21 protein-coding genes and 2 pseudogenes are annotated in these 20,623 nt (G+C 70.4%); 10 read left to right on the forward strand and 13 right to left on the reverse strand.

The window, feature by feature from the left end:
* The first annotated feature begins 104 nt into the window (after positions 1-104).
* The 3 genes from NWP09_RS05090 to NWP09_RS05100 all read left to right on the forward strand — a co-directional run bounded on the left by NWP09_RS05090 (position 105) and on the right by NWP09_RS05100 (position 3,371).
* On the forward strand, positions 105-1,139 hold the full coding sequence (locus NWP09_RS05090; RefSeq protein ID WP_258274453.1) for a DUF917 domain-containing protein: 1,035 nt from the start codon (positions 105-107) through the stop codon (positions 1,137-1,139).
* Positions 1,136-2,635, forward strand: coding sequence for a CdaR family transcriptional regulator (locus tag NWP09_RS05095; RefSeq protein ID WP_258274454.1), 1,500 nt, complete (start codon positions 1,136-1,138; stop codon positions 2,633-2,635). The genes NWP09_RS05090 and NWP09_RS05095 overlap by 4 nt, the downstream gene beginning before the upstream one ends.
* Positions 2,636-2,789: 154 nt before the next feature.
* Positions 2,790-3,371, forward strand: a complete 582-nt coding sequence (locus NWP09_RS05100) for a CueP family metal-binding protein (protein WP_258274455.1) — start codon at positions 2,790-2,792, stop codon at positions 3,369-3,371.
* A gap of 32 nt (positions 3,372-3,403) precedes the next feature.
* Here NWP09_RS05100 and NWP09_RS05105 read toward each other — a convergent pair whose 3' ends face one another.
* The 4 genes from NWP09_RS05105 to NWP09_RS05120 all read right to left on the reverse strand — a co-directional run bounded on the left by NWP09_RS05105 (position 3,404) and on the right by NWP09_RS05120 (position 6,853).
* Positions 3,404-3,619, reverse strand: coding sequence for a DUF5302 domain-containing protein (locus tag NWP09_RS05105; protein WP_258274456.1), 216 nt, complete (start codon positions 3,617-3,619; stop codon positions 3,404-3,406).
* Positions 3,616-4,743, reverse strand: a complete 1,128-nt coding sequence (locus NWP09_RS05110) for a DUF998 domain-containing protein (RefSeq protein WP_258274457.1) — start codon at positions 4,741-4,743, stop codon at positions 3,616-3,618. The genes NWP09_RS05105 and NWP09_RS05110 overlap by 4 nt, the downstream gene beginning before the upstream one ends.
* Positions 4,740-5,846 carry a DUF998 domain-containing protein gene (locus NWP09_RS05115; RefSeq protein ID WP_258274458.1) on the reverse strand — a complete coding sequence of 369 codons (1,107 nt, stop codon included), beginning with the start codon at positions 5,844-5,846 and terminating at the stop codon, positions 4,740-4,742. The genes NWP09_RS05110 and NWP09_RS05115 overlap by 4 nt, the downstream gene beginning before the upstream one ends.
* A gap of 140 nt (positions 5,847-5,986) precedes the next feature.
* Positions 5,987-6,853 carry a PRC and DUF2382 domain-containing protein gene (locus NWP09_RS05120; RefSeq protein WP_258274459.1) on the reverse strand — a complete coding sequence of 289 codons (867 nt, stop codon included), beginning with the start codon at positions 6,851-6,853 and terminating at the stop codon, positions 5,987-5,989.
* Between the two features lie 190 nt (positions 6,854-7,043).
* Here NWP09_RS05120 and NWP09_RS05125 point away from each other — a divergent pair, with 190 nt between their 5' ends.
* Both NWP09_RS05125 and NWP09_RS05130 read left to right on the forward strand, forming a co-directional pair.
* Positions 7,044-7,523 (forward strand): DUF2975 domain-containing protein, encoded by a 480-nt coding sequence (locus NWP09_RS05125; RefSeq protein ID WP_258274460.1) that lies wholly within the window; start codon positions 7,044-7,046, stop codon positions 7,521-7,523.
* Positions 7,523-7,741 carry a helix-turn-helix transcriptional regulator gene (locus NWP09_RS05130; protein ID WP_258274461.1) on the forward strand — a complete coding sequence of 73 codons (219 nt, stop codon included), beginning with the start codon at positions 7,523-7,525 and terminating at the stop codon, positions 7,739-7,741. The genes NWP09_RS05125 and NWP09_RS05130 overlap by 1 nt, the downstream gene beginning before the upstream one ends.
* A 6-nt stretch (positions 7,742-7,747) precedes the next feature.
* On the opposite strand, the gene NWP09_RS05135 is transcribed toward NWP09_RS05130, so the two are convergent.
* Positions 7,748-8,371 (reverse strand): DUF305 domain-containing protein, encoded by a 624-nt coding sequence (locus NWP09_RS05135; protein ID WP_258274462.1) that lies wholly within the window; start codon positions 8,369-8,371, stop codon positions 7,748-7,750.
* 391 nt (positions 8,372-8,762) lie between these two features.
* Here NWP09_RS05135 and NWP09_RS13535 point away from each other — a divergent pair.
* Both NWP09_RS13535 and NWP09_RS05140 read left to right on the forward strand, forming a co-directional pair.
* Positions 8,763-8,849, forward strand: a pseudogene (locus NWP09_RS13535) (DUF2510 domain-containing protein); the annotation flags it as partial.
* Positions 8,850-9,011: 162 nt separating this feature from the next.
* Complete coding sequence (locus tag NWP09_RS05140; protein WP_258274463.1) at positions 9,012-9,701, forward strand: Ltp family lipoprotein; 690 nt, start codon at positions 9,012-9,014, stop codon at positions 9,699-9,701.
* A 72-nt stretch (positions 9,702-9,773) separates the two neighbouring features.
* On the opposite strand, the gene NWP09_RS05145 is transcribed toward NWP09_RS05140, so the two are convergent.
* The 3 genes from NWP09_RS05145 to NWP09_RS05155 all read right to left on the reverse strand — a co-directional run bounded on the left by NWP09_RS05145 (position 9,774) and on the right by NWP09_RS05155 (position 13,010).
* Complete coding sequence (locus NWP09_RS05145; protein WP_258274464.1) at positions 9,774-10,715, reverse strand: hypothetical protein; 942 nt, start codon at positions 10,713-10,715, stop codon at positions 9,774-9,776.
* A gap of 125 nt (positions 10,716-10,840) precedes the next feature.
* A complete protein-coding gene (locus tag NWP09_RS05150) occupies positions 10,841-11,869 on the reverse strand; it encodes a TerC family protein (RefSeq protein WP_258274465.1) in 1,029 nt (342 codons plus the stop codon).
* Between the two features lie 259 nt (positions 11,870-12,128).
* Positions 12,129-13,010, reverse strand: coding sequence for a trypsin-like serine protease (locus tag NWP09_RS05155; RefSeq protein ID WP_258274466.1), 882 nt, complete (start codon positions 13,008-13,010; stop codon positions 12,129-12,131).
* 144 nt (positions 13,011-13,154) lie between these two features.
* Here NWP09_RS05155 and NWP09_RS05160 point away from each other — a divergent pair, with 144 nt between their 5' ends.
* Entirely contained in the window at positions 13,155-14,366 is a 1,212-nt protein-coding gene (locus NWP09_RS05160; RefSeq protein WP_258274467.1) for a glutaminase, read from the forward strand.
* A gap of 83 nt (positions 14,367-14,449) precedes the next feature.
* Here the strand turns inward: NWP09_RS05160 and nrdF are convergent, their stop codons facing one another.
* Genes nrdF through nrdH form a run of 4 tightly spaced genes read right to left on the reverse strand, consistent with a single transcriptional unit; the run spans position 14,450 to position 18,391 of the window.
* Positions 14,450-15,568, reverse strand: a complete 1,119-nt coding sequence (nrdF, locus tag NWP09_RS05165) for a class 1b ribonucleoside-diphosphate reductase subunit beta (protein ID WP_258274468.1) — start codon at positions 15,566-15,568, stop codon at positions 14,450-14,452.
* Between the two features lie 32 nt (positions 15,569-15,600).
* Positions 15,601-17,751, reverse strand: coding sequence for a class 1b ribonucleoside-diphosphate reductase subunit alpha (gene nrdE, locus NWP09_RS05170; protein ID WP_258274469.1), 2,151 nt, complete (start codon positions 17,749-17,751; stop codon positions 15,601-15,603).
* The gene (gene nrdI, locus NWP09_RS05175; RefSeq protein WP_258274470.1) at positions 17,739-18,137 is read right to left on the reverse strand and encodes a class Ib ribonucleoside-diphosphate reductase assembly flavoprotein NrdI; all 399 of its coding nucleotides are present in this window, start codon (positions 18,135-18,137) and stop codon (positions 17,739-17,741) included. Before nrdI ends, nrdE begins: the two co-directional genes overlap by 13 nt.
* Before the next feature lie 26 nt (positions 18,138-18,163).
* Entirely contained in the window at positions 18,164-18,391 is a 228-nt protein-coding gene (nrdH, locus tag NWP09_RS05180; RefSeq protein WP_258274471.1) for a glutaredoxin-like protein NrdH, read from the reverse strand.
* Between the two features lie 343 nt (positions 18,392-18,734).
* On the opposite strand from nrdH, the gene NWP09_RS05185 reads away from it, so the two are divergent.
* Together NWP09_RS05185 and NWP09_RS05190 are read left to right on the forward strand one after the other, a co-directional pair.
* Complete coding sequence (locus NWP09_RS05185) at positions 18,735-19,379, forward strand: cation transporter (protein WP_258274472.1); 645 nt, start codon at positions 18,735-18,737, stop codon at positions 19,377-19,379.
* A gap of 66 nt (positions 19,380-19,445) precedes the next feature.
* Positions 19,446-19,985 (forward strand): type 1 glutamine amidotransferase domain-containing protein, encoded by a 540-nt coding sequence (locus tag NWP09_RS05190; RefSeq protein ID WP_258274473.1) that lies wholly within the window; start codon positions 19,446-19,448, stop codon positions 19,983-19,985.
* Positions 19,986-20,062: 77 nt separating this feature from the next.
* Here the strand turns inward: NWP09_RS05190 and NWP09_RS05195 are convergent.
* Positions 20,063-20,623: pseudogene (locus NWP09_RS05195) on the reverse strand (LLM class flavin-dependent oxidoreductase); the annotation flags it as partial.

The raw sequence follows: 20,623 nt of genomic DNA on the forward strand, positions 1-20,623 counted from the left end.
GCGTGAACAACTCCACTCAACCCGCGGGGGTCCTCCTCACGCCACCGCCCAATGCACCAAGGTCATGGCCGGGTACAACTAGGGCGCGGTCGTAGGCTGGGCGCATGGGGTGGACGCTCGAGCGCGACGGCCTCGCAGCGCTCGGCACCGGCGCGTCCCTCCTCGGCGGTGGCGGCGGCGGCACGCCGCGTCTGATGGCCATGGGCGTCGAGCAGAGCGTTGCGTGGCCGCTGCGCGTCAATGACGTCGAGGAGCTCGACCCCGCCACGCCTTGCGTCGCGGTCGGCATCGGCGGCTCGACGATGGTCTTCGGAGAGCGGCTGCCTGGAAGCGACCTCTTCGTCGACGCGATCGAGTCCGTCGATCGCTGGACGGGTTCGCGCGCGGCCGCGGTCTGCGCCACCGAAGTGGGCGGCATGAACGCGCTCGCGCCGCTGCTGGTGGCGCGTGAGCTCGCGCTCGTCGATGCCGATCTCATGGGAAGGGCACTCCCCTACCTCGACCAGTTCTCGCTGCTCGCGGACGACCTCCCGGGCATCGCCATCGCGGTCTCAGCGTGGACCCGCGGTTCGCTCCTGCTCGCCGACGCGCGTCCCGCTGACGTCGAGCACGTGCTGCGCGCTGCCTTCCAGGCAGCCGGCGGATGGGCGGGCATCGTCATCGGGGGATTCACCGTCGGCGACCTCGAGGAGCACGCGATACGAGGGACGCTCGCACGGGCGCGAGCGCTCGGCGAAGCCTGGTTGACGCAGGCGGGGATCGGCTCGCGGATCGCCGCCATCGGGGCGCAGCCGCTCGCCCTCGGCCGCGTCGCCCAGGTCGGCCCCGACCCGGCTGACGTGCGAGTCCGCGTCATCGACATCGCGGCCGACGACGGTGCGGTGGTGCGGCTGGTCGCTCGCAGCGAGGTCGTCGCATGCGTCATCGACGGCGCCGTCGCGGCTCGCTCGCCGGACATCATCGACGTGATCGACCCTCAGACGGGCGCAGTGCTGCAGGTCGAGGAGATAGCGGCCGGCCGCAGCGTCGCCGTCGTCGGGCTCGAGGCTCCCGCGTGGTGGACGTCGCAGCCGGACAGGCTGGCGCAGGTGCTGCCCTCGCGCTACGGGCTGACGGGGCTCGACGAGGTCTCCGCATGAGCGCCCTCCGTCTCGACGCGCTCCTCGAGCAACCCGGGCACGGTGGTGTCGAGCTCGTGGCGCGAGCGGCAGACGCGTGGGACCGCGTCATGGTCGAGCCGGACGAGTCCACGCTCGGGCGCGCACCCGGCGCGACCTTCGCGATCGTCATGACGGTGACTGGAACCCGTCCATGGCAGCTCGACGCCCTGGTGCGTCGTGCGCGCGACCTCGGCATCTCCGGACTCGCGCTCCCGGCAGGCACACCCGTATCGATCGGCACCGCCAACCTCGCCTCGCGCGTGGGGCTCACTCTCGTGACGGCCGAGCGCCCCACCGCGTTGGCGCGCACGTGCTGGGAGCTCACCACGAGCGCGGACGCACTCGCTCTCTCGCTCGTGCGGCGCGTCGCGCAGACGATCCAGTACGCAGCGCGGGATCTTCCGGACCAGCTGCGGCACCTCGCCGCCGGCATCGGCCACGGCGTCGCGCTGGTAGCCCCGCACGGCATCGTGCAGCAAGCGGGCCCCGCGCTCGATCCGTCTCTCGTGCCGCTCATCGACTTCGACAGCTGGGTCGACCGCCTCGAGCACCCGGTGGGCACCGTCGCCTCGGTGCGAGTGGACAGCAAGGGCGCTCACCGGTTGCGCCTCGCCTTCCACGGACGCGCCCTCGGGCTGCGCCAGCTCGCGGCTCTGGCGGCGGCCGCGGAGATCGCGATGCCGGCTGTCGCTGCTCGGCTGCTCATCGATGAGGTCGAGGAGCGCGACGACGCGTCGCGCTCCTCGTCACTGCTCAGCGAGCTGCTCGACCCCGCGGCCAGTCACGACCCGGAGCTGGATCGACGGGTGGCTGAGCGAGGCTGGACGACCGAGGGATGGCACGCCGGCTTCGCCGTGCAGGGCCGAGGTCGCTCAGAGCCGCTCGAGGTGCTGCGCCTCGTGCAGCCCAGCCTCGCGGCGCTGCCCGCGCGCGCACACGCCACCATCCGCGGCCCGGGCGTCGTGGGATGGCTGAGCTTCACGAGCGCGCCCCCACGGGAGGCGCTCGGTGCAGCGGTCCGGGCGCTCCGCGACCTCCACGGCGCATGGTTGCTCCAGCTGCCGGTGGCGACGGGCGTCGGCACGCTGCAGCGCGGCCTCACGGGCTTCGGTCACACGGTCAACGAGGCGATGGATGCGGCTCGTCTCGCTGCCGATCGCTCGGCTGCCAGCTGGTTCCTGCACGTCGATCGGTTCGGCATCGATCAGCTGCTCATGGCGTGGACGGGCAGCGACGCGTTCCTCCCCGCCGCCCAGGGCCTCCTCGACCCGTTGCGGGACGAGGATCGCCGCACGCTCGCGGCCTACCTCGATCATGAGTCGTCGCTCGCCGCGACGGCGACCGCGCTCGGCGTCCATCGCAACACGGTCGCCCAGCGCATCGCGCGAGTCGAGGTGGAGCTCGGCATGGATCTCGGCGACCCAGAGGTGCGCCTCGCGCTGCAGCTGGCGGTGCGCGCGACACGCTCTCGCTGATCGGGCGAGCAGACGACGCCGGTCCGCGGTTGGCTTATACCCGCCGGGGGTATGCTGGCCTAGTCGAGCCGAGACACTCGCGACCCTCGGACCCATGCGGCCGCACCCTCCAATCGGCGACGGCCCGGTGGGTGCCAGGCGAAGGAGGATGGCTATGTACACGCGCGTGCAGGCGCTCGTCTCCGCGGCCGCGGCGGCACTGCTGCTGCTCACCGGCTGCGTCGCGGCCTCCGACTCGCGCGTGGCGGCGCGCTCGGCCGAGATGCTCGTCGAGCACGGAATGGAAGGACTTTCTACGCAGCAGATCGTCGACGCCTTGGAGCGCGTGCCCGTGGCCGAGCGGTCGACCGAGCTGATGGCGTCGGTGCGACCGGATCGGCTCGTGCTCTCGGACGCCGCGCGCGAGGTCGAGCTGCCGATGCCGGCCGGCCTCTCGTACGTCTCGACGGCTCCCTACGCCTCGCGGACGCACGAGTGCTGGTTCCACAGCCTCACGACCTGCCGCGGGGAGCTCGCGCGCGTGCCGGTGCACGTCACCATCACCGACGACGAGACCGGCGCGGTGCTGGTGGACGAGGCGACGACGACGCTCGACAACGGCTTCGTGGGCTACTGGCTGCCGCGCGGTGTCGAGGGAACCATCACCATCGAGCACGAGGGGCGCTCGGGCTCGGCCGTCTTCTCGACGGCCGACGACGACGCGGCGACCTGCATCACGACCCTCGCGCTCGCCTGATCGCACCGCTGCTGCGCGCGGCGCTGCCCGCGTCAGCCGCTCTTGCGGCGGTGCACCCGCTTCTGCACGGCGGGGCCCGAGTGGGCGCCCTGCACGCCGCCCTGCGGCGCCATGCCCTGGCCGTGGTGGCCGAGCTTCTTCCTGTCGAGCGCCTCGCGGAACTTGCGCCGCTGCGCCTCCTCGGGCGTCTCCGTGCCCGAGGCGGGGTCCTGCGGCGTCTCGGCCTCTGCCGGTTCGTGTTCGCTCATGCCCCAACCTTGCCGCGTGCGCGCAGCGATGTCGAGTCCGCCGGCCCGCCCTCGCGGGCCGCCGCGTCCGCCCGGTCCGCCCTCGCCGCGCCGATCGCGCGGATGAAGACGCTGAGCCAGACGAAGATGAGGCCGCTCGCGGCGAACTCGAAGCCCGTGAAGTTGTAGTACCCGACCGGGAGCCACAGCACGAGCGCGACCGCCGTGCCGGCGACCATCGCGGCGGAGACGACGTGCACGACCTTCGGCAGCCCGGGAGCGAGCCGGGGGAGCGCCGCGCACAGGCCGCAGAAGATCACGACCATGCTCGAGGCGAAGGCGATGTGCAGCCACTCGGCGACGTCGACGCGCACGAGCCCGGTGAGCACCATGCAGAGCCCGATGAGCGCGAGCAGCTGCCCGACCCACCGCGACCGACCGCGATCGCGCGCGATCGCCTCGAGATCGGCGCGCACGTACGCGCCCATCGTCGCCACGAGCAGGCCCGAGAGCACGAGCGTGAGGTTGAACGCGAAGCCCGAGATGCCGCCGCCGGCGCCGAGCTGCGAGAAGTGCCACTGCCACCAGTCCTCCTGCGAGGCGGTGAGCATCGAGAACACGACGCCCACGACGAGGAAGGTCGGGACGAGCGCGCCGAGCGTGCGGGTCGAGACGTCGTGGCCGAGCGGCACGGCGAGGTAGGCGGCCCCTGCTGCGGCCACCGCGCACGCGAGCGCGCCCGCGAAGGGGTCGAGCGACAGGCCCACGAAGCCGGCCTGGAAGATCTCGCCCGCCGTGAGCGCGGCGATGTAGCCGAGGCCGAAGCACACGAGCGCGATCGCGGCGGTCGCGACCGTGCGCACCGCGCGCTGCAGGCGGCGTCCCAGCGGCGGCAGCGGCACCTCGGAGCGCAGGTAGGCGATCGCGAACGCGAGGCCCGCGCTGCTGCCGGTCGTGAGGGCCGCGAGCCGGCCGACCGAGTCGTCGCCGCCGATCGGTCGCGGCTGCCCGCCCATGAGCGCGAGCCCGACGAGGAAGGCGAGCGCGCCCGCGATCCCCGCGCCGAGCACGGAGCGCAGCTCGAGCAGCTCGCGGGCCCCCGGCCGCGGTGCCGGCTCCGCGACGCCGCCCGGCTCGGTGCTCACGTCGCCGCCCCGACGCGATCAGGGCGGATGCGTCGGGTCGCGCCGAGCAGGCTCGGCACGTCGGATGGGCGCGAGCGGTCGGGCGAGAGCGCGGCGATCGTGCGCACGAGCGTCGTGAGCCACACGAACGCGATGCCGACCGCGACGGCCTCGAGGCCCGCGGCGGAGTAGACGCCGAGCGGCCGCCACAGCAGCAGCGCGACGACGATCGCGGCACCGGCGCCGATCGTCGTGAGCAGCATCGCGCGCGGCGGCCCCGGCATCACGAGCATGACGACGACCGCGGTGACGCAGAGGAGCCCGAGCGCACCGAACGCCGCGAGGTCGTGGAGGACGGGCGCCGACTCGAGCCGGAAGATCCCCACGCCGGCGAGCGCGGCGCCGGTGAGGCCGAAGAGCCCGACGGTCCACGCGATGCCCCCGAGCGCCCGGTCGCCGAGCGCGCGGTGGAGGTCGCGCCCGATGTAGGCGCCGATCGTCGCGACGAGCAGTCCCGCGATCACGACCGTGCCGTTGAACGCCCATGCACCCGCGCCGTCCCCCGCGCCGAGCGCCGAGAAGTGCCGCTCCCACCAGCGCGGGTCGTCTGCCGTGAGCATCGCGAAGACCGTGCCGATCGTGAGGTAGGCGAACAGCAGCGTCGCGAGGTCGCGGGTCGCGAGCTCGACCCCGGCTTGGAACGCGAGCCAGCCGCCCGCGGCGCTCGCGATGCCGGTCAGCAGGGCCCCGCCGAGCACCGGCGCCTCGAGCCCCTGCAGCCCGCGCGCGAGCACCTCGCCGCCCGTGAGCGTGCCGAGGTAGGCGACCGCGGCGAAGGCGATCGTGAGCGCGACCGCCGAGATCCGCGAGACCGCCGTCTGCCAGGCGGGCATGGGCGCCGTCTCGCCGCGCCGGTGCAGCAGCGTGCTGAGCGCGAACGCCCCGCCGGTCACGATCGCGGCGATGCCCGCGGCGGGCAGGGCGATGGAGCCGTCCCCGGCGATGGGTCGCGGGTCCCCGGCGAGCGCGATGAGTCCGAAGAGCGCGCCAGCCGCGAAGGACGCCCAGGCCGCGCCGATCGCGCGCGACTCCCGGCGCACCTCGACGCTCGTGTCGGCCTTCACGCATCCGATCGAACCACGCGAGGGTGACCTGCCGCTGGCATGGCAGCCCCGCGCGGCGGCTCGCGCGGCCGGGTGCGCCGCAGGCCCCACGTGGAACGGCCCGCCCCGCGGTGCGCGGGACGGGCCGTCGGTGCCGTCGGTCAGCGGCGGATGTCGCCGTCGCGGTCGATGTCGCGGTCGATGTCGACCTCTTCGCGGGACACGTCTGCCGAGACGGTCTCGGTGTCCGAGACGGTGCGGCGGTCCACGCCGATGCGCTCCGCGTCGACGACGTGCTTGTCGACGACCGGGCGCTCCTCGGTGAGCGTCACGTCGATCTCGTCGTCGCCGAGGTCGCCGGTGCTGCGGCCGCTGACCGGCTCCCGGACAATCTCGACCTCCTCGCGCTCGACCGGCACCGTGACGGTCTCGTTCTCGGTCACGACGTGCTTGCGGATGCGCAGGCGGCCCGTCTGCACGCGCTCGGTGCCGACGTCGAGATGCTCCTCCCGGCGGACCATCGTCTCGCGATCGTCGTCGCCGATGCGGTCGCGGTCGAAGGCGTCGCGGTCGCCGGCGAGCGTGTCGCGATCCCGGTCGAGCGTGTCGCGGTCGGTGTCGAGCAGGTCGCCGCCGCGGTCGAGCGTGTCGCGATCGCGGTCCAACGTGCGGTCGCGGTCCGTCGTGCCCGTGCCCCAGCCGCCGGTGCCGACGCCGCTGTAGTCGTAGTAGCGGAAGAGCTCTGCCTCCTCAGCCTCGCTCAAGTGCGCGTCGGCGTCGAGGTTCGGCGCGTCCTTGATGATGTCCTTCGTGTGCGGCACGTGCAGCTCGCCGCCGCGCACGGTCGCGTCGCGCAGGGGCACGAAGGTCTCGCGCGTGCCGAACCAGCCGGTGGCGACCGTGGCGAACGCCGGCGCGCCGGTGGAGTCGTCGACGTAGACGTTCGTCACCCGCCCGACCTTGTCGCCGGTCGAGTCGTAGACCGTGCTGACCTGCACCTGCTCGATGGTGAGATTGCCGTTGCTCATGGCCGTGCCTCATTCCTTGTCGGATCGTGGGGAGCCATGGCGGCCGGGTCTGGAGGTGCGGTGACCGCGCGCTATGCGTGCGCCGTGTACCCCCCCCCGGGACTCCTGTGTCAGCACGAGCTCGGCCACGGCGGCCCGCTACCGATAGAAAACTATCGACATTCGATAGAGATCGTGCGATGCTTGTGGCATGCTCCGTTCCCGCATCGTCGTCCTCGCCCTGCGCGTCGTGCTGCTGCTCGCGGCAGCGTGGCTCGTGGTCATGCTCGTGCTGTCGATCCCGGGCGAGCTCGCCGACGAGGCGCTCGCGTTCCGGGTGCCGGCCCAGATCGTGCTCTCGCTCGTGATCGCCGCGGTGCTCGTCGTGATCGTGTGCGTCTGGCGGCTGCTGACCCTCGTGCAGCGCGACCGCCTCTTCAGCGACGCCTCGCGCCGCTGGGTCGACGCGATCGTGTGGGCCCTCGCGGTCGGCTGGGCCGTCTTCGCCGTCGGCGCGCTCGCCCTCGTGGCGGTCATCTTCTTCACCCCGGAGCTCCGCGACCCGGGCATCCCGATGGCGCTCTTCGGCCCGGTGGTGCTCAGCGCGCTGCCGCTGCTGCTCATGCTCGTCATGCGCGGCCTGCTGCAGCAGGCGAGCGGCTACCGCGCCGAGCTCGACGAGGTCATCTGATGGCGATCGTCGTGCGCCTCGACGTCGAGCTCGCGAAGCGCAAGCTGAGCGTGGGAGAGTTCGCCGAGCGCGTCGGCCTCACGCCCGCGAACGTCGCGGTGCTCAAGAACGGCCGCGCGAAGGCCGTGCGCTTCTCGACGCTCGAGGCGATGTGCCGCGTGCTCGAGTGCCAGCCCGGCGACCTGCTCGAGTGGGTCAACGACCGGGCGGACGACTGACGCCGCTCAGCATTCGCGCTCGGCCGGCTCCTCGTACTCGGGCACGGGGCGCGCCTCCGCCTCCTCCGGCGTCGCCGCGATGCCGTTGGCCGCGATGTCGTCGATGAGCCAGTCCATCTCGAAGATCTCGCGCCGCTGCGCCTCGCTGATCTCGACCGCGAGCTCGCACACGCGCACGTCCTCGATCCCGGCCCGCTCGGACCGGGTGATCGCGAGCGAGTGGTGCGGGATCATCGCGCTCATGAAGTCGCTGTCGTCGACGGTCGCCTGGGTGCGGTCGAGGGCGATGCCCCCGCCGAGCAGCAGCGCGCTCACCGCGATGACGGCGATGTTCGCCTTCGTGCTCCTGTACATGTGCAGCATCCACGCCAGCATCACGAGGCCCATCGCGCCGCCCATCGTCAGCGCCATGAAGATGCGGCTCTCGCTGAAGCGCACGTGACCCCACTCCCACGAGCCGGCGAACATCGTCCAGTACATGACGACCATGCCGGTGAGGATCATCGCGGCGAAGCGCAGGTACATCCGCATCCCGTGCTGCCGGTGCTGCCCGTGCTCGTCGCCCTGCGAGTGCTGCTCGTGCTCGTCGTGCTCCCGGCCCTGCTGCTCGCCGTGCTCCGTCGTAGCCATGCTCGTGCTCCTCTGCCGTCGCGGTGTCCACCGGTGACGACGGCGCCGACTCGCATCGGCTGCCGGAGTGCACCGGCGCGTGCCCGCGCGAGTGTACGAGCCGCACCGCACAGCCGCCTGAGCGGCTGTCTAGCATCCGTCGACGACGAGGCGGATGCGTGCGGCTGAGCGAAGCCACCTGCGAGCGGTGAATCCGAAGTCTACGTCGATTCGAGTGGTCGGCGCGACCGAACCCCAGCCGATATGCGCATATCGCCGACACTTGTGAGGTCAGCCAGTCGCGAAGGAACGATGAGGATCCGTTATAAATCTGCGTCCGCAAGCAGCCATCGCGTCGTTACCATCGTGCGAAGCGCATGAGTGCGACTGCAACGACGCAGGAAGAGGAATAATGGCTGAGAACAGGCCGTCCGCGGGCTGGTATCCCGCGGCGCACGCGAACGGCGAAATGCGGTACTGGGACGGCACGCGCTGGATAGAACCGGGTCAGCAGCCCCTCGCGGCCTCGCGGCCTGCATCGTTAGGAGGCGGCGCGGGCTCCGTGCAGAATCCGGTCTCGGCCGGGGCTGCAGCATCATCCGCCCCTCTGGGCGCTGCGCCGCGGGCGGGGACCCCGGCCACGCCCGCTGGACGCACACCTATGAGCCGCAAGAAGAAGGGCTGGATCATCGCCGGCTCCGCACTCGCTGCCCTGGTGGTGTTCGGATCGATCGGCAGCGCCATGGGCAACCGTGACAGAGACTCGGATGACCGTCTTGCGCCGGCGGCCTCCTCGACGGCGATCGAAGCCGCGAGCGATGACGGCCCTGCCGAGACGGAGTCGCCTCCGACCCCCGAGCCAGAGCTGGTCGAAGTGCCGGCAGTGGTGGGCATGACCGCCACTGAGGCGTGGCTCGCTCTCACCGCGGCAGGGCTTTCCACCCAAGAGGTCTCGAGCTTCGAGGACCCGATGGCAATCGTGGAATCCACAAGCCCGAGCGCGGGCGAGCAGGTGACGGAGGGCACATCCGTGACACTGACCGTCGCGGTAGCGCCGCAGTTCACGCTCGCACAGCAGAACGCCATTCGACAGGCGCAGTCGTACCTTGATTACGCTGGCTTCTCGCGCGAAAGCCTCATCGGTCAACTCGAGTACGAGGGTTACTCGACAGAGGAAGCGACCTTCGGGGCTGATAACGCGGGTGCGGATTGGAACGCCGAGGCCGCCGAATCGGCAGAGGCATACCTCGACTACACCTCGTTCTCGCGCCAAGGGCTCTACGATCAGTTGGCATACGAAGGATTCACGCCAGAGCAGATCGAGTTCGGACTAGCGCACGTCGGCTATTGAATCTCGCCGACACCTGAAGCGCCGATTGGCGACCGCCGCGTCTCGCCTTCGTCGAGGGGGATGACGAACCCGCTACAGCAGCGTCTCCTCGGCGACCACGAACGGCACCGACGCGTCGACGTCGATCGTGCAGAAGCGCTGCTGGTTGCGGTGCACCTGCGGCGCGACGCTCGCCTCGAGCCACGCGTAGACGTAGATCGCGTAGCGCCGCCCGGGCACGGCGACGAAGCTCGTCGCGAGCCCCGAGCCGATCGTGGCGGTCCCCGCGGCGGGGACACCCTTCAGGAACCGGTCGGTCGACTGCGCGAAGGCGGTGATGTACGCGTCCTGCTCCTGCTGCACGAGCGCGTCGCCCGGATGCCAGCTCTCCACGAGGATCCCGAGCAGGCACGCGACGGATGCGGGGGTCGCCTCCGGGTCCTCGTCCCACGTCGAGTGCGTGAACGACGCGGTCGTGCTCCACGGCACGTACGGGCGCACCGCGACGCGGGCGGCGCCGTGCTCGGGCACGAAGAGCGTGCCGGCGCCGGTGACGGCGAACGACGCCTGGCCCGAGTAGGCCCACGCGCTCGCCTGCAGGAGGCCCTGGCCGACGATCTGCGGGTGGCCGGCGAAGACGGTGCCGCCGCCGGTTGTCGCGTCCGTCCACGCGAACCGGTAGTAGCGGCGCTCGCGCAGGCTGTCGCGATCGGGGCCGTAGACGTGCCGCATGTCGCGGGGCTCGGGCGGCCGATGGAGCTCGAAGTGCTTCGCGCCGGTCAGCACCGAGGTGCGCACCGCGCGCTGCAGGACGGAGCCGCCGAAGTCGTGCAGCGGGAGCCCGCGCATCGTCTCGCGGAACTCGTCGACCCGCTGCCGCACCGCGCTGGCGATGGGCCGGCCGTCGTCGAGCGTCCAACGGGGGTCGGGCGTCGCGTGCGCGGCGGGCGCACCGCGCCGATGCCGGAGCCGCTCGCCGATCGCCTCGATCACGTGCTCGATGTCGCGGTTGTCGAGCAGCACGTCGTCGGTCATGGTCGCCACCCATCTCGAAGGGTCGCGCTCGCGCCGGTCCCGGCGGCCGGCTCGGCGGGACGGCCCCAGGATGCCACCGGCCGCCGGGCCTCGCCAGGGGCGATTCGTGCACGCCCGTCGCGCGGTCAGCGCTTCGCGCGCGCGTGCGAGCCGCTGCGCCGCAGGAGCGGCTCCAGCTCCGCGATCTCCTCGTCGCTCGCGACGCGGAACGCGCCGGCCGGCGCAGCCGTCACCGCTCGGCGCCCCTGACCGCGGGTCGCGAGCAGCGACAGGCCGATCGACGTGGCGATGATCGCGGCGACGACCGCGAGCGAGACGAGCGTCGGGATGTAGAGCACGTCGAGCAGCGCCATCTTCGCGCCCACCCAGATGAGCACGAGCGAGAGCCCGACCTTGAGGTAGACGAAGCGGTGCACGAGGTCGGCGAGCAGGAAGTACATCGCGCGGAGGCCCAGGATCGCGAACGCGTTCGCCGTGAAGACGAGGAACGGCTCCGACGTGACCGCGAAGATCGCCGGGATCGAGTCGACGGCGAAGACGATGTCGGTGACCTCGACGAGCACCAGCACGGCGAGCAGCGGCGTCGCGACGACGAGCCCCGCCTTCCGGACGACGAAGCGCTGTCCGTGGTACGCATCCGTCATCGGCACGACGCGGCGGAAGAGCCGTAGCACCCACGAGCGCTCGGGATGCGCGTGCTCGTTCCGGGTGCGGAGCATCTGGATGCCCGTGATGATGAGGAACGCCGCGAACACGGAGAGCACCCACGAGAACCGCTCGATGAGCGCGGCGCCCGCGGCGATGAAGATGCCGCGGAAGACGAGGGCGCCGAGCACGCCGAGGAACAGCACGCGGTGCTGCAGCTCGCGCGGCACGGCGAAGCTCGCGAAGATGATCGCCCAGACGAACACGTTGTCGACCGCGAGCGACTTCTCGATCAGGTAGCCGGCGAAGTACTGCTGGCCGAGCTCCGCGCCCCAGAGCCACCAGATGACCAGGCCGAAGCTCACGCCCGTGAGCACCCAGACGATCGACCACGCGAGCGCTTCGCGCACTCCGATGACGTGGGCGCGCCGGTGCGCGAAGAGGTCGATCGCCAGCATGCCGAGGATCACCGCGAGCACGGCGATCCAGGCGACGAGGGGTACGTCCATCGTGTCCTCCAGTTGTCGGTGCAACCGGAGGTCTCGTCCGAGGCGCTCGCGCCCCCGAGCGCCGGAGCCCGATGGCGGGCACGGAATGACGACGCTCGGACGGGGACTACTCCCCTCCGCGAGCACGGTACGGCCTCGGGCTGGCGGAGGTCAATCGCACGGAACGCTCTCTCGGCCGTCGCACAGCGCTCTCCGGAGTTCGCGGTCCGGACACGGCAGGAACCCGGCGAGCGGGCGCTCGCCGGGCTCCTGCCCCTGCTCAGAGCGTGACGACCTCGATCTGCGAGAACTCGTCCTCGCCGATGATCGACGCGATCCAGTCGAGCACCGCCTGCTGGTCCGTCCGGTACGCGAAGTCGACCCCGCGGCACCACGAGTTGAGGCCGAACGACGTCACCGCGACGATCGTGTTCGACTCGTAGCCGCCGTAGAACACCGGCCCTCCGGAGTCGCCGGAGCACGTGCCGCCGCGACCGGCGCCGTTCCCGCTCGTCTGCAGGTTGTAGCCGTCCGTGTTCGCGCTCGACAGGTTCACGAGGATCCCCGAGGCCATGAGCCGCTCGCGGTAGGACTCGAAGGCGACCGGGCTGCTCTTGGTCAGGCCGTAGCCGCTGGCCGTGAACGTGACCTCCTGCGTGCCGCGCGCCGTTGCGAGGCCGTCGAGGGAGCCGGGCGCCGCGAGCGCCCCGTACTCGTCGAGGTAGATCGGCTGATCCAGGATCACGAGCCCCACGTCGTACGTGTTCGGGAAGGAGGCGAAGTCGTCGAAGCCGTAGTTGTAGAGCTCGTCAGACGTCGCGCAGACCTCCCCGAGCGTGTCGCCCGCGCAGAACTCCGGGTAGCCGGTGATCGGGTCGAGCTGCGTGTCCGGGTCGTAGTTCGCGCCGGCGTCCTGCTGGAAGTAGACGATGGCGGTCGCGTTGTCGTCGGTGCAGTGTCCCGCGGTGAGGAACACCGTCGGCGTGAGCAGCGAACCGGAGCACCGGCCCGTGAACTCGCCGGCCTCGTCGTAGAAGACGACCAGTCCGACGTACGGATGCTCGTAGTCCTCGACGTAGTTGCCGGTGATCGCGGACGCCGGTGCGGCCGCGCCGAAGATCAGCGCCGCGGCGGCGACGATCCCCAGTAGAAGCTTTCGCATGTGTCTCCTCCTTGAGCCAAGCGAAGTCCGACCGCAGGTCTTGCCGTCGGACGGTGCCGGTCACGCTATCCGCGAACGGCGTTACGCTCAACCATCGGCCTGAGGGCGACCTCTGTCGACAGCCTCCGCCGCTAGCCTCGCGGCATGCGCAACCCGGTGCCCGAGCTGCTCGACGAGGTGCTGCGCGCGTGCGCGGACGACGACGAGGGCGAGCTGCTCCAGACCATCCCCGAGCTCGCCGATGAGGATCCCGATCGCTTCGCGGTGGCGCTGTGCACCCTCGACGGCCGGGTGCACAGCGCCGGCGATGCCGAGCACCGGTTCACGATCCAGTCGGTGTCGAAGCCCTTCGCGTATGCGCTCGCGCTCGCCGACCGGGGGCTCGAGACGGTGCTTCAGCACGTGGGCGTCGAGCCCTCGGGCGACGCGTTCCACGAGATCTCGCTCGAGTCGAACGGGCGACCGCGGAACCCCATGATCAACGTCGGCGCGATCACGACGCACTCGCTCATCGGCGATCCGAGCCTGGGCCTGGCTGAGCGCGACGAGCGCGTGCTCGCCGGCCTCTCCGCGTTCGCGGGGCGCCGGCTCGAGGTCGACGACGCGGTCGCGGCGTCCGAACGCGAGCACGCGAGCCGCAACCTCGCGCTCGCCTACCTCGTGCACTCGCAGGGCAAGCTCGACGGCGAGCCGCACGATGCGGTCGACGGCTACATCCGGCAGTGCTCGGCGCGCGTCGACGTGCGCGACCTCGCGGTCATGGGGGCGACGCTCGCGGCCGGCGGCCGCAACCCCGTGACGGGAGAGCAGGTCGTCGACTCGTGGGTGTGCACGCAGGTGCTGAGCGTGATGGCGACGTGCGGCATGTACGACGCCGCGGGCGATTGGATGAGCCGGGTCGGCATCCCGGCGAAGAGCGGCGTCGCGGGCGGCGTGCTCGGCGCGCTGCCGGGGCAGGCGGGCCTCGCGGCGTTCTCGCCGCGCCTCGACGAGATCGGCAGCAGCGTGCGCGGGGTGCGCGCGTTCGAGCGGCTGTCGGTCGAGCTCGGGCTCCACCTCATGCACGCGCCCGAGGTGGCCTCGCACGTGCTCCACGGCGTCGTCGAGCCCGACCGCGACGGCGACGGACGCCGCGAGGTGCAGCTGCAGGGCACGATGCACTTCGCCGCCGCCGAGGTCGCGGTGCGCGAGCTGCAGCAGCTGCCCGACGACGGCGCGCCGGTCGTGCTCGACCTCTCGCGGGTCGCGTCGACGAACGCGATCGGCCGCAGGCTGCTCACAGAGGCGGTCGAGCGGATGCGCGGGGACGGCCATGAGGTCGAGGTCGCCGATCCCGACGGTCACCTCGCGGGCTGATCGTCGACGGCTCCGGGAACGACGGATGCGGCCGGCGCCCTTGTGGGCGACCGGCCGCATCCGTCATGCCGTCGTCGAGCGGGTCAGAAGTCCCAGTCCTCGTCCTCGGTCGCCTCGGCCTTGCCGATGACGTAGGAGGAGCCGGAACCCGAGAAGAAGTCGTGGTTCTCGTCGGCGTTCGGCGACAGCGCCGACAGGATCGCCGGGTTGACGTCGGTGACGGTCGACGGGAACAGCGGCTCGAAGCCCAGGTTCATGAGCGCCTTGTTGGCGTTGTAGTGCAGGAACTTCTTGACGTCCTCGGTGAGCCCGACGTTGTCGTAGAGGTCGGCCGAGTACTTCGACTCGTTCTCGTAGAGCTCGTAGAGCAGCGAGTACGTGTAGTCCTTGATCTCGGCCTGCTGCTCGGGGCTGAGCTGCTCGTAGCCCTTCTGGAACTTGTAGCCGATGTAGTACCCGTGCACGGCCTCGTCGCGGATGATGAGGCGGATGAGGTCGGCCGTGTTGGTGAGCTTCGCGTGGCTCGACCAATACATCGGCAGGTAGAAGCCCGAGTAGAACAGGAACGACTCGAGGAGCGTCGAGGCGACCTTGCGCTTGAGCGGGTCGTCGCCCTCGTAGTAGTCGATGATGATCTCGGCCTTGCGCTGCAGGTACGGGTTCTCCGTCGACCAGCGGAAGGCGTCGTCGATCTCCTTCGTCGACGCGAGCGTCGAGAAGATCGACGAGTACGACTTCGCGTGCACGCTCTCCATGAAGGCGATGTTCGTGTAGACGGCCTCCTCGTGCGGCGTCACCGCGTCGGGGATGAGCGAGACCGCGCCCACCGTGCCCTGGATGGTGTCGAGCAGCGTGAGGCCCGTGAAGACGCGCATCGTGAGCAGCTTCTCGTCGGCGGTGAGCGTCGCCCACGACTGCACGTCGTTCGAGAGCGGCACCTTCTCGGGCAGCCAGAAGTTGTTCACGAGGCGGTTCCACACCTCGAGGTCCTTGTCGTCCTCGATGCGGTTCCAGTTGATCGCCTGCACCAGGTGGTTGTGACGGTGCTGGCGCTTCTGCGCCTCGGTCTGCGCGGCGCCGTCGGCGAACGCCGCCTCGACCTCGGCGCGGTCGGCCTCGATGGCCGCGCCGGCCTCGTCGGCGAGCGCGGGGGCGTCGATGGCGTCGTCGAACGCCGACGCCTGGGTCTCCTGCGTGTCCATGTGCTGTTCCTTCATCGTCTCGTCTGCCGGCGTCACAGCATGCAGCTGACGCAGCCGTCCACTTCCGTGCCCTCGAGCGCCAGCTGGCGCAGTCGCACGTAGTAGATGGTCTTGATGCCCTTGCGCCAGGCGTAGATCTGCGCCTTGTTGATGTCGCGGGTGGTCGCGGTGTCCTTGAAGAACAGCGTGAGCGACAGGCCCTGGTCGACGTGCTGCGTCGCCGCGGCGTAGGTGTCGATGATCTTCTCGGGGCCGATCTCGTACGCGTCCTGGAAGTACTCGAGGTTGTCGTTCGTCATGAACGGCGCCGGGTAGTAGACGCGGCCGATCTTGCCTTCCTTGCGGATCTCGATCTTCGCCGCGATCGGGTGGATCGACGACGTCGAGTTGTTGATGTACGAGATCGAGCCGGTCGGCGGCACCGCCTGCAGGTTCTGGTTGTAGATGCCGTGCTGCTGCACGAGCGCCTTCAGCTCGCGCCAGTCGTCCTGCGTCGGGATGTGGATGTTCGAGGCGTCGAACAGCGCCTGCACCCGCGCGGTCGCCGGCTTCCACTCCTGCTCGGTGTACTTGTCGAAGAACTCGCCGCTCGCGTACTTCGAGCGCTCGAAGCCGTCGAACGTGCGGCCCTTCTCCTGCGCGATGAGGTTCGACGCCCGCAGCGCGTGGAAGAGCACCGTGTAGAAGTAGATGTTCGTGAAGTCGATGCCCTCCTCGGAGCCGTAGAAGATCCGCTCGCGGCCGAGGTAGCCGTGCAGGTTCATCTGGCCGAGGCCGATCGCGTGGCTCATGTCGTTGCCGCGCGCGATCGACGGCACCGAGCCGATGTTCGACTGGTCGGAGACCGCGGTGAGCGCGCGGATCGCCGTCTCGACGGTCTTGCCGAAGTCGGGCGAGTCCATCGACAGCGCGATGTTCATCGAGCCGAGGTTGCAGGAGATGTCCTTGCCCACCGAGACGTAGTCGAGGTCGTCGTCGTAGGTCGACGGGGTGTTGACCTGCAGGATCTCGCTGCAGAGGTTCGACATGTTGATGCGGCCGTCGATCGGGTTCGCCCGGTTCACCGTGTCCTCGAACATGATGTACGGGTAGCCCGACTCGAACTGGATCTCGGCGAGCGTCTGGAAGAACTCGCGCGCGTTGATCTTCGTCTTCGTGATGCGCGCGTCGTCGACCATCTCGTGGTACTTCTCGGTCACCGAGATGTCGCTGAAGGGCACGCCGTAGACGCGCTCGACGTCGTACGGCGAGAACAGGTACATGTCTTCGCCCTTCTTCGCGAGCTCGAACGTGATGTCGGGCACCACGACGCCGAGCGAGAGCGTCTTGATGCGGATCTTCTCGTCGGCGTTCTCGCGCTTCGTGTCGAGGAACCGCATGATGTCGGGGTGGTGCGCCTGCAGGTACACCGCGCCCGCGCCCTGGCGGGCACCGAGCTGGTTCGCGTACGAGAAGCTGTCTTCGAACAGCTTCATCACGGGGATGACGCCGGAGGACTGGTTCTGGATCTGCTTGATCGGGGCGCCGTACTCGCGGATGTTCGTGAGGTTGAAGGCGACGCCGCCGCCGCGCTTCGAGAGCTGCAGCGCCGAGTTGATCGAGCGGCCGATCGACTCCATGTTGTCCTCGATGCGCAGCAGGAAGCACGAGACGAGCTCGCCGCGCTGCTTCTTGCCGGCGTTGAGGAACGTGGGGGTGGCCGGCTGGAAGCGGCCGTTCACGACCTCGTCGACGATGTGCTCGGCGAGCGTCTCGTCGCCGGCGGCGAGCGCGAGCGCGACGTTGACGACGCGGTCCTCGTAGCGCTCGAGGTAGCGCTTCCCGTCGAACGTCTTGAGCGTGTACGACGTGTAGTACTTGAAGGCGCCGAGGAACGTCGGGAACCGGAACTTGTAGCCGTACGCCCGCTTCATGAGCGACTTGATGAACTCGAAGGAGTACTGGTCGAGCACTTCCTTCTCGTAGTAGTCGTTCTCGACGAGGTAGTCGAGCTTCTCCTTGAGCGAGTGGAAGAAGACCGTGTTCTGGTTGACGTGCTGCAGGAAGTACTGGTTGGCGGCCTCGCGGTCCTTCTCGAACTGGATCTTCCCGTCCGGGCCGTAGAGGTTGAGCATCGCGTTGAGCGAGTGGTAGTCCATCGCCGACGTCTTGCCCGTCGTCATCTCGGGCGTCACTGTCGCCATAGTGCATCCAATCCGTCGTTGACGACGCGCACGTCGTCGGGGGTTCCGAAGAGTTCGAAGCGGTACAGGTGGGGCACGTGGCACTTGCGCGCGATGATGTCGCCCGCGAGCCCGTAGCCCGCACCGAAGTTGGTGTTGCCGGCGCTGATGACCCCTCGCAGGTACCTGCGGTTCTCCTCGTCGTTGAGGAACCGGATCACCTGCTTCGGGACGGCGCCCTTGCCGTCGCCGCCGCCGTAGGTCGGCACGATGAGCACGTAGGGCTCACGCTGCTCGAGCGGCGGGTCCGAGGGGTAGAGGGGGATGCGCGAGGCGGGTCGGCCGAGCTTCTCCACGAAGCGGGCGGTGTTGCCCGACACGCTCGAGAAGTAGACGACCTCGCTCATCGCGCTGCCCTCGCCGGCGGCGCGGCTCAGGCCGCGAGGATCGCCTTGATGCGGTCGGGCTGGAAGCCCGACCAGTGCTGCTCGTCGGCGATCACGACGGGCGCCTGCATGTAGCCGAGCTCCTTGACCGTCTGGAGCGCCTTCTCGTCGGCGGTGACGTCGAAGATCTCGTACTCGATGCCCTGCGCGTCGAGGGCACGGGTGGTCATCGTGCACTGCACGCACGCGGGCTTCGAATAGACGGTGACGGTCATGGCCGGTCTCCTCGGTCTGGGTGGCTGCTGGCTGGGGACTGCTCCGGCTGGGGCCGGGCTCCCACTATATGTGGGGTCTCGCGGCGATCAAGGCCACTAGATGGTGTGTTTCTCCACACCTGATTGAACAAGAACTCCACAGGTGTCATTCCCACCGCGGAACGACGCGGAAAAGCCTGTGGACAGTCGTTGCTGACACCTGTGAGCGACCGTCCGAAGATCCTGGCGACACGCCGAGCCGGAGTTACAGCGGTGTGGTTCGACGCCGTCATCTCGCACCTCCGAGCGCTCGTCGAGCACGCTACGCGCGGCCACCCACACGCCCCGGGCGTAGCCTCGCGGCATGACCGGCGCGCACGACGACCGCGACGCATCCGCCCGCACCAGCCAGCCGACCCTGCGCGCACTGCGCCGTGCGGCGCTCGTGGTGGCGGGGCTCAACCTCGCCTACTTCTTCGTCGAGTTCTCCGTCGCGGCGACCATCCGATCGGCGTCGCTCATGGCCGACTCGGTCGACTTCCTCGAAGACACCGCGATCAACGTGCTCATCGCGCTCGCGGTCGCGCTGCCGCTCGCGCGCCGGGCGGTGGCGGGTCGGGCGATGGCGCTCATCATCCTCGTGCCGGCCGCGGCGGCGGGCTGGCAGGTCGTGCGGAAGGCGCTCGAGCCCGTGGCGCCCGACGTGCTCGCGCTCGTCGTCACCTCGGGAGGCGCGGTCGTCGTGAACCTCACGAGCGCGATCGTGCTCGCGCGCCACCGCCGCACCGGCGGTTCGATGGGCAAGGCGGCCTTCCTGTCGGCCCGCAACGACGTGCTCGTCAACCTCGCGATCATCGCGATGGGCGTCGTCACCTGGCTCACGAGGTCCGGCTGGCCCGACGTCGTGCTGGGCGTCGGGATCGTCGCGATCGCCCTGCAGGCCGCATGGGAGGTGTGGGAGGCCGCGGGGGAGGAGCGGCTGCTCGCGAAGGAGACCGGCCGCGCCTGACGCTCCGTCGACGTCCAGGTGCGCTCGTTACCGTCGAGAGGCACCCACAGCGAAGGAGGATGACTGATGACGGACATCACCGGCAAGAAGGTCGCGTTCGTGCTCACGGACGGCTTCGAGGACTCCGAGCTCACGAGCCCGTGGCAGGCGGTGCAGGGCGCCGGCGGCCAGCCGACCCTCGTGTCGCCGAAGCAGGGCAGCGTCGAGGGCAAGAAGGGCCACACGCAGGCGGTGGATGCGGCACCCGGGTCGGTGAGCGCATCCGACTTCGACGCCCTGGTCCTGCCCGGCGGCGTCGTGAACGCCGACCACCTGCGCATGGACGAGGAGTCGGTCGCCCTCGTCAAGGGCTTCGCCGAGGCAGGCAAGCCCATCGGCGTGATCTGCCACGGCGCATGGATCCTCATCGAGGCGGGCGCCGTCGACGGCCGTCGCATGACGAGCTACCCGAGCCTGAGGACCGACCTGCGCAACGCCGGCGTCGACTGGGTCGACGAGGAGGTCGTGACCGACCGCGGCATCGTCTCGAGCCGCACGCCCGACGACCTGCCCGCGTTCAACGCGAAGATCCTCGAGGAGTTCGCCGAGGGCGCGCACGAGCGCTGACGACCGCTGCCCGGGGCATCCGGCCGACCGCGCCCACCGCGGTGCGGCGGCAGCCTCGGGCACCGTCGCGCGGGCGCTCAGTCCCGCCAGCCGAGCTCGCGCGCGACGGCGACGAGCGACGTGAACAGGTGCACGTTGTAGTCGTAGCCGAGCTGGCTCGGCAGCGCGAACAGCACCGTGTCGGCGGCCTGCACCGCCTCGTCGGCGAGGAGTCGCCGCGCGACGTGCTCGGGCTCGCCCGCGTACGTCGGGCCGCCGCGCACCGCGCCGCCCTCGATCGTGCCGATGCCGTCGTGCCGCTCGTCGGCGAGGCCGAAGTAGCGGCGGTCGTCGTCGTTGAAGAACGGGAAGGCGCTGCGCGTGACCGCCGTGCGGGGCGGCGTCGCGTGGCCTGCGGCCGCGTAGGCGCTCAGGTAGTCGCGCACCTGGTCGGCCTGCTGCAGGTGGAAGGGGCGGCCGTCGTCCTGCGTCAGCAGCGTCGAGGAGAGCAGGTGGTAGCCGTGCTCGGCGGCCCAGAGCCCCGACGCGTGGTTGCCGGCGCCCCACCACAGGCGGTCGGCCAGGCCCGCCGAGCGGGGCTCGACCGGCAGGTCGGCGGGCTGGCCGAGCTCGCGCGCTCGCTCCGAGCGGGCCTGCGG

Origin of the sequence: Agrococcus sp. HG114 (assembly GCF_024723325.1) — a bacterium.
Classification (GTDB): domain Bacteria; phylum Actinomycetota; class Actinomycetes; order Actinomycetales; family Microbacteriaceae; genus Agrococcus.

Excerpts from the sequence above, each read along its gene's own strand:
- NWP09_RS05095 (WP_258274454.1), top strand. The coding sequence starts at position 1,136 with ATGAGCGCCCTCCGTCTCGACGCGCTCCTCGAGCAACCCGGGCACGGT.
- NWP09_RS05105 (WP_258274456.1), bottom strand. The coding sequence starts at position 3,619 with ATGAGCGAACACGAACCGGCAGAGGCCGAGACGCCGCAGGACCCCGCC.
- NWP09_RS05155 (WP_258274466.1), bottom strand. The coding sequence starts at position 13,010 with ATGCGAAAGCTTCTACTGGGGATCGTCGCCGCCGCGGCGCTGATCTTC.
- NWP09_RS05130 (WP_258274461.1), top strand. The coding sequence starts at position 7,523 with ATGGCGATCGTCGTGCGCCTCGACGTCGAGCTCGCGAAGCGCAAGCTG.
- NWP09_RS05090 (WP_258274453.1), top strand. The coding sequence starts at position 105 with ATGGGGTGGACGCTCGAGCGCGACGGCCTCGCAGCGCTCGGCACCGGC.
- NWP09_RS05145 (WP_258274464.1), bottom strand. The coding sequence starts at position 10,715 with ATGACCGACGACGTGCTGCTCGACAACCGCGACATCGAGCACGTGATC.
- NWP09_RS05190 (WP_258274473.1), top strand. The coding sequence starts at position 19,446 with ATGACGGACATCACCGGCAAGAAGGTCGCGTTCGTGCTCACGGACGGC.
- nrdE (WP_258274469.1), bottom strand. The coding sequence starts at position 17,751 with ATGGCGACAGTGACGCCCGAGATGACGACGGGCAAGACGTCGGCGATG.
- NWP09_RS05100 (WP_258274455.1), top strand. The coding sequence starts at position 2,790 with ATGTACACGCGCGTGCAGGCGCTCGTCTCCGCGGCCGCGGCGGCACTG.
- nrdH (WP_258274471.1), bottom strand. The coding sequence starts at position 18,391 with ATGACCGTCACCGTCTATTCGAAGCCCGCGTGCGTGCAGTGCACGATG.
- NWP09_RS05120 (WP_258274459.1), bottom strand. The coding sequence starts at position 6,853 with ATGAGCAACGGCAATCTCACCATCGAGCAGGTGCAGGTCAGCACGGTC.
- NWP09_RS05140 (WP_258274463.1), top strand. The coding sequence starts at position 9,012 with ATGAGCCGCAAGAAGAAGGGCTGGATCATCGCCGGCTCCGCACTCGCT.
- NWP09_RS05160 (WP_258274467.1), top strand. The coding sequence starts at position 13,155 with ATGCGCAACCCGGTGCCCGAGCTGCTCGACGAGGTGCTGCGCGCGTGC.
- nrdI (WP_258274470.1), bottom strand. The coding sequence starts at position 18,137 with ATGAGCGAGGTCGTCTACTTCTCGAGCGTGTCGGGCAACACCGCCCGC.
- NWP09_RS05125 (WP_258274460.1), top strand. The coding sequence starts at position 7,044 with ATGCTCCGTTCCCGCATCGTCGTCCTCGCCCTGCGCGTCGTGCTGCTG.
- NWP09_RS05150 (WP_258274465.1), bottom strand. The coding sequence starts at position 11,869 with ATGGACGTACCCCTCGTCGCCTGGATCGCCGTGCTCGCGGTGATCCTC.
- NWP09_RS05185 (WP_258274472.1), top strand. The coding sequence starts at position 18,735 with ATGACCGGCGCGCACGACGACCGCGACGCATCCGCCCGCACCAGCCAG.
- NWP09_RS05135 (WP_258274462.1), bottom strand. The coding sequence starts at position 8,371 with ATGGCTACGACGGAGCACGGCGAGCAGCAGGGCCGGGAGCACGACGAG.
- nrdF (WP_258274468.1), bottom strand. The coding sequence starts at position 15,568 with ATGGACACGCAGGAGACCCAGGCGTCGGCGTTCGACGACGCCATCGAC.